Source organism: Azospirillum rugosum, from assembly GCF_017876155.1.
GTDB lineage: Bacteria > Pseudomonadota > Alphaproteobacteria > Azospirillales > Azospirillaceae > Azospirillum > Azospirillum rugosum.
This window is the reverse complement of the sequence record NZ_JAGINP010000054.1, coordinates 1-6,654: the sequence shown is the minus strand read 5'-3', so window position 1 is coordinate 6,654 and position 6,654 is coordinate 1. Positions and strand designations below refer to the sequence as shown.

Annotated in this window: 7 protein-coding genes; 2 read left to right on the top strand and 5 right to left on the bottom strand. The window is 62.2% G+C overall.

Annotated features, from left to right (window positions below; translation table 11 throughout):
- Positions 1-151: 151 nt before the first annotated feature.
- Positions 152-532 carry a transposase gene (locus tag J2851_RS35345; protein ID WP_209774048.1) on the top strand — a complete coding sequence of 127 codons (381 nt, stop codon included), beginning with the start codon at positions 152-154 and terminating at the stop codon, positions 530-532.
- Between the two features lie 46 nt (positions 533-578).
- Positions 579-806: a transposase gene (locus tag J2851_RS35340; protein ID WP_209774046.1), complete on the top strand. Its 228-nt coding sequence runs from the start codon at positions 579-581 to the stop codon at positions 804-806.
- 163 nt (positions 807-969) lie between these two features.
- Here J2851_RS35340 and J2851_RS35335 read toward each other — a convergent pair whose 3' ends face one another.
- From J2851_RS35335 to J2851_RS35315, 5 genes are all read right to left on the bottom strand, one after another.
- Complete coding sequence (locus tag J2851_RS35335) at positions 970-2,718, bottom strand: cation:proton antiporter (protein WP_307421089.1); 1,749 nt, start codon at positions 2,716-2,718, stop codon at positions 970-972.
- A 58-nt stretch (positions 2,719-2,776) separates the two neighbouring features.
- A complete protein-coding gene (locus tag J2851_RS35330; RefSeq protein ID WP_370881335.1) occupies positions 2,777-3,610 on the bottom strand; it encodes an HAD-IC family P-type ATPase in 834 nt (277 codons plus the stop codon).
- 330 nt (positions 3,611-3,940) lie between these two features.
- A complete protein-coding gene (locus J2851_RS35325; protein ID WP_209774041.1) occupies positions 3,941-4,408 on the bottom strand; it encodes a DUF6262 family protein in 468 nt (155 codons plus the stop codon).
- A complete protein-coding gene (locus J2851_RS35320) occupies positions 4,332-6,029 on the bottom strand; it encodes a tyrosine-type recombinase/integrase (protein WP_209774039.1) in 1,698 nt (565 codons plus the stop codon). The genes J2851_RS35325 and J2851_RS35320 overlap by 77 nt, the downstream gene beginning before the upstream one ends.
- A 200-nt stretch (positions 6,030-6,229) precedes the next feature.
- A complete protein-coding gene (locus J2851_RS35315; protein WP_209774036.1) occupies positions 6,230-6,520 on the bottom strand; it encodes a hypothetical protein in 291 nt (96 codons plus the stop codon).
- Positions 6,521-6,654: the final 134 nt, after the last annotated feature.

Here is a 6,654-nt window from a genome sequence, read left to right as displayed (position 1 = left end):
GCCACATGCCCGCCTCAAGCTATCTGCCCCGCAATCCGACTCGTCACGGTTGCAGCGCCATCAGCCCAGTGAGGGCACTATGAATAGCGTGGGCTGAATCGAGAGTTGCGCTTGGGCGTCTGGCGTGATTCACCGTTGTTGGAGGTGGATCATGGGTCGCAGCTATTCGCCGGACCTTCGGGTTCGGATTTACGGAGAGATTGAGCAAGGCGTTTCGCGTCGGGCGGCGGCGCGTCGGTTCGATGTGAGCGCGAGCACGAGCGTGCGGCTTGCCCAGCGGATGGCGGCGACGGGCACGCTGGAACCGGCCCGGCAGGGGCGCCCTCCGGGCGGCGGCAAACTGGCCCCCCATGCCGACCTTCTGATCGGCTGGGTGGAGAAGCAAGGCGAGATCACCATGCCGGAACTGGCGGCCAAGCTGAAAGCCGAGCGCGGGGTGACGGTCCACCCCGCCTCGCTGTCACGTTTCCTGCTCGCCCGCGGCTACAGCGTCAAAAAAAACGCTGCTGGCAAGCGAGGCCGGTCGCGCTGACGTTGCCGAAGACCGTCGGACGTGGCGCAGCCACCGTCAGCCCCGGATGCGCGAAGAGCCGGATCGGCTGGTGTTCCTCGACGAGACGGCCACCACCACGAAGATGACCCGGCTGCGCGGACGGGCCAAGCGCGGCCAACGGTTCAAGGCCAAGGCGCCCTTCGGCCACTGGGGCACCCAGACCTTTATCGCCGCCCTGCGCTGCGATGGCCTGACCGCCCCCTGGATCATCAAGGGCGCGATGAACCGAGTGCTCTTCGAGACCTACGTGTAGCGGCCCGAGATCATCGGCGGCCGGACCCGAGATTTTGAGCGATTCCGGGACCGGATTTCCTGAGACGGGAAGCGGGCTCTGGCCCACATTCGGTGAGACGGGGCCCGCAGTGTTTGAGACGGACCCGAGATCCCGAACGCCGGCTCGCATTTTGTGAGACGAGCTATCGCCGCCGGCTTAGTGGTGAAGTGGTCACATGTGTGTGGGATCGGCCACCAACCTGCGGCCCGTCCAGAGCGCTTGTGCGTTCCAGAGCCTCGACAATGCGTTCAACGCCGCGAGATGCTGCATCTTTGAAGGGGCTGAGGACGACATCAACGCCGGCTTGGAGCATGTGCCGGGCGTCTGCGCTGTCGGTGCTCGTCAGCGCAACGCGCCCTGTGAACCCGGCATCCCGTAGCGATTGCAGCAGCGACAGGCGGAAGTCGTGATGGCTTAGGGTCCGGGGGTGCGGGGGAATGGCCACCACGACCCAGCCACTGTGGCGCAGCGGAAGCGCTTCGAGGAAGTCCGGATCGCTGACGTCGCCGTAGACGCCGGGAAGCCCGCCCTTCCGCCACAGTCCCATGGCCTCGGGATCGAAATCGACGCCAAGCACTGTCAGCCCCTGTGCATGCAGGCCCTTTGCAATTCCCCGCCCGTACCGGCCGAGCCCGAACAGGATCACGTCATAGCGGCTGCCGGGGTCGGTGGCGTCAGCAGTCTCCTCGCGGTGCGGCACGGCGCGCTCGAACGGGGAGAGCAGTCCTTCGAGCAGGGCATAGAGCGGCTGCGAGTAGACAATCATGTAGGTGGACAGTGTGATCGTCACGAGCCCGACCAGAGTCACAAGCCCCTCCGCTTCCGGCTGAACGTGCCCCAGCGACAACCCCATTGCCATGAATATCAACGAAAACTCGCTGATCTGCGCGACCGTGAGTCCGGCCATGAAGCCGGTGCGCTTGCGGTATCCCATGTACCCCATGATAGCGAGTACGATCAGCGGGTTGCCCACCAGCACGAAGAGCGCCAGCACGATGGATGCACCGAGTTGGTCACCGAGGTTCGCCAGATCAAGCCGGGCACCGAGGCCGATAAAGAAGAACAGCAGCAGGAAGTCGCGCAAGCTCGCCAGCCGCGAAGCAAGGGTTTCACGGAAGCTGGTGGACGCGAGCGAAACCCCGCCGATCAGGCCACCCAACTCCTTGCCGAAGCCAAGCCAATCGCTCACCGCCGCCAGCAGCATCGCCCAGGCGACGGCGAACGTTACCATCAATTCCGGCATGGTGCCGATGCGGGACAGAAGCCGCTCCGCTCCGAAGCGGATGAACAGCCCGACTGTCCCCAGCAGCAGAATGCCGCTGCCTGCCACCTCGGCGAAACCAAGGCCCGACCGGCTCCCTCCAGCACTCATGCCATACGCCGACAAAACCACCATGGCCAGGACCACGACGAGGTCCTGCACGATCAGGAAGCCCAGCGCGATTCGGCCATGCAGAGAGTCGATCTCGCGCTTGTCGGACAGCAGCTTGACGATGATGATCGTACTGGAGAAGGTCAGGGCCACCGCCACATACGCGCTGGTGACGGCATCGAGCCCCAGCCCCAGGCAGAGAAAGAAGCCGAACAGCGCCGTGAAGGCGACTTGGCCCAAGCCGGTTGCCAGTGCCACCGCGCCCAGCGTGCGGACAAGCTTCACGTCGAGCTTCAGACCGACCAGGAACAGCAGAACGGCGATGCCGATCTCAGCCAGCAGTTCAATGTGCTCGGTCGACTGCACCAACCCCAGCGCGCTCGGCCCGGCAATGATGCCGACCCCGATAAAGCTGACGATCAGCGGTTGGCGGAGCAGAAGCCCCAGCAGGCCTATCAGGGATGCCAACGCCAGCAGCGCGGCCATCTCGTAGAAAATCGACTGGTGCAGAAACGCCACTGTTCTCACCCTCCCGAGCGTTGCCGACATGGGCGTGCGGCCGGTGGCCGCGCATCCTTCATGGCGACCGGCTGCCCCGCCGGCGACGGATCAGCTTCTCGATCTCAAGCACCGCGAACAGCAGGACACCCGCGGCCAGAACCGGCAGCCCCTGCGCGACGCCCAGAGGCCGGGTGTCGAAGAGCGCTTCCATGAATGACGCGTAGGTGAAGACCAGCTGGAGCGCCGTCACCACGGCAACCGCGATCAGCACCGGCCGTGTTCCCAGCACGCCCTGGAAGGTCAGCGATGCCGTGCGCAGGAAGCGCACGCTGAACAGGTAGAACACCTCCATGACGACCAGCGTGTTGACCGCCACCGTGCGCGCCGTCGCCTCGTCGGCGCCGTGCCACAGCGCCCATTTGAACATGCCAAAGATGCCCAGCGTCATCAGCATCGAGACGAAGGCGATCCGCCAGACCAGAAAGCGCGACAGCAGCGCCTCGCCGGCCGGGCGCGGGGGACGGCCCATCACGTCGCGCTCCGGCGGCTCGAAGGCCAGTGCCAGTGCCAGCCCGATGGAACTGACCATGTTCACCCACAGGATCTGCAGGGGCGTGATCGGCAGCGTCAGCCCGGCCATGATGGCGATGATGACGCTCAGGGATTCGCCGCCGTTGATCGGCAGCAGGAAGACGATGGCCTTCTTCAGATTGTCGTAGACCGTCCGCCCTTCATGCACCGCCCGCGCGATGGAGGCGAAGTTGTCGTCGGCCAGCACCATCTCGGCGGCCTCCTTGGCGGCCTCGGTGCCCTTCCGGCCCATGGCGACGCCGACGTCGGCCCGCTTCAGCGCCGGTGCGTCGTTCACCCCGTCGCCGGTCATCGCGACGACATGGCCCCGCCCCTGCAGCGCCTGGACGGGGTCACTACACGAAAGTGATCAGATTGTCCGGGATGTGAGAACGCGGTGAGAACATGGATTCCACGATCCCGTAGGGCCTGCTTTCCATTTACCTGTAGGAAGTGCGCTGAAGTGGCTGAAATTCAGGATCTAACACGCTGTTGACATGTCCACTTAGCAGGATGGTTAGCAATAAAGAGGGTATTTGAACGCCGTACTTGAGCGGGTTTCAGGAGTTGGTTTAGCCTCGTATTGCGGTACAGGCTGGGGAGCCGATGGCCGCCGCCGAACTTGAAACTGTCCTGGGGTGCGCTACGGCGGCCCCAGGCTCGGCGCTCATCAGCCGTCGTTCCGGATCAGCCGTCCGCGCAATTCCAGCAGTTCTGCCAAGGCGCGCTGATGCCGTTGGCGCCATTCCTCGGCCTCGCCCAGGGCCCTTTCGTAGCGGCGCTCCAGCGCAGTCTTCTGCTTGCGGAGTTCCGTGGCCTCCTCTTCCAAGCGCGTGATCTTGTTGCGCAACGCCGCCTCGATGGTGGCCGAGCGGCGGGCGGTGCGCATTGGCACCGGTTCGCCCTCCATCTCGATGCGCCGGTTATGCGTCGCTGTCCGCAGCTGCTCGATGTCTGCCTTGAAGTTCTGGTAGAGGTATTCGCGGCTGACGCCGGCTTTCTCGGCGATAGTCTTGAAGGTGATCGCCTCGCCGGCGTGCCGCATGTCCTGGATGGCGGCCTCAACGGCCCGGCGCTTGCGGATGCGCTTCTCCTCCGTTGCTGCCCGTAGGCCGCTGGTATTTGCGAGTGTCGCCACGGTAGCTGCCTTCTGCCTTGATGGTCGCGATGATGGTGGTGAGGTTTATGAACAGAGCTTGGTTGTGCGCCAGCCGCTTTTCGCCAATCTCCGCCATGCGAGTCCGTCCCTGCTGGCGGTATTCGGCAACCTCCTGCTTCAAACGGGCGATGGTGTCGGTAATGGCCGCGTACTCCTGGTCGAAGAAAGCCAGTTGATCGACGTCTGCGCGGAAATGGATGCAAGTCATGCAGGCGCGGTTGTGCTCGCACCATTCGCCCAGTTGGCCAGGTAGGGAGCACAGGCCGCCAGGCACATCCACGGCCAGCGTGGCATCCCGGCGCACGGCAAGGGCCGCCATCTTGTTGTCCACTTGGCCCTTGATGTCGATGAATCGGCCGCCGCCCTTCTCCAACAAGGCCTTCTTTTTCAGGTGCAGGCGGCGGTTGATGTAAACCATCGTCATGTCAGCGGAGCCATGGCCCAGTTCCATCTGGATCAGCGCAATGTCATGGCCTTGCAGCGCCAGTTCGGTGCCATGAAAATGCCGCAAGCCATGCCAACCGAACTCCCAAAAAACTCCATCCTTGGTGCGGATGCCTTCCGTAAGCATCCATTTCTTGATGGCATCGCGTGTATAGCCGCCGGTCAGGGTCGTTTCGCCGTCGCCGGTTCGTGTCGGAAACAAATACTTTGTCTCATGCTCCCATTGCTGGCGCACCTCGGTCTGCTGCTCGCGAATGGTCATGATTACAAGCGCGTGGGCGGCGTCTTCCCTCAGAAGAGGCTTGGTGTTCCAGCGTTGCACCTTGGATTGGTAGAACGTCAGAATCATAAAGCGTGGATCGTCAGGATCGTCCTTCAGGCAGTCGAAGTCGAGGGCGTGAAGATCTGCACTCCGCATGCCGGTGTAGCGGCCAAGAATGAGAAGGCGCTTCAGGACGGGGTCGAGACTGTCGAGCTTCTGGAACATCTGCTCGATAATATCATCGGGTATGGTGCGCTCCGTCACCTTCAACTGATAGCCACGTCCTCCAGGCCACATGCCTTCGACACGGCGGAGATCGCGCTTGTCCAGCATGAGGTTTGGCCAACCGCGGTCGGCCAAGTAACAGGAGGCGTAGCGAACGAGATTGCAAACGTCGGCGTACCAGTTCTTGCCGACGCACTTGCGGGTATTCCCCCAATTCAGGAAGCGTTCCCTAATAAAGGACTCGGTAACGTGCTCGATTTGAGGATCGGCATGCTCTTCGCGTAAGCAGGTTTCAAGCAATTGAAGGCGCGAAATGAACCCCGGCAATGATGTTGGGCGAAGTTCCCGGTGATTGATCTTGCTGAGAATGAAATGGCGAGCGGCATGGCGTAGCCAATCCAGCCGGAATCCGTAGAAATGAATATAGGACTCTCTTCGCGGGGCCTCAGCAATTTCCTCTTCGGGGTAGAGATCCCGCATAAGGATAAGATCACGCCGCTCAAGAGGCTTCATCCGCTCCCGCAGCAGAACCAAGATAAAGGCCAGCTCGTTGGCGGGCATGCTGTTTTGGCAGCGGTAGTTATGTCGAGTAATAACGCGAGAACCGCTTTCATCACGCGTAATGGCTTCCGGAGTGTCGATTGTCGTGCTCAGCCCAACCTCGTTCAACCATAGTTCCATAATATTCCGAAGCGGGGAGCTTCCATTTCCCGCTCCAAACTCTATAGGATGTCCGTAATCAATCAGCCGGGGTAGGGATGTGGGATTGGCAGAAAGCTGATGGCAGAACGCTATCAGCCGAACCGTACGGCAGTGTGGATCACGGGAACGATGCTGGGGCCGGGCTAGTCGCCAAGCAAAGAAAGCCTTCAGTTCGGTCCGAAATGGTTCGGGAACGATGGTGAAGTCATAACCAATTCCACGCAGAAAAACGTCGGACGAGATTTGATCTGCGCTCGGCCGGATGGAAATCCGCTCTGCCCCCGAGTCGCTTCTACTATAAAGGTGTGATGTCTCGTCAATGCCACAACCTCTTTTAGTGTCTGGAACCCCCAGCGATCCCGGTCGAGGAGAGCGGGGGAGACGGAAGCGATCACAGCCCGCAAACCGCCGAGGTAGGCGTCGGCCGGCGGATTGACCTGGACGGCGGTCAGAGCCATTTCACCGCTCCTTCACTCAGCGTTCGGCGCCGAAGGGCATCTAGCCGCCTTTATTCACCAGGGTAACGAGCGGTCTGGTCGCCGAGCGGAGGTACTCAGCGTAGGGTTGTATTGGCGCACGCCGTCCGCCGCCG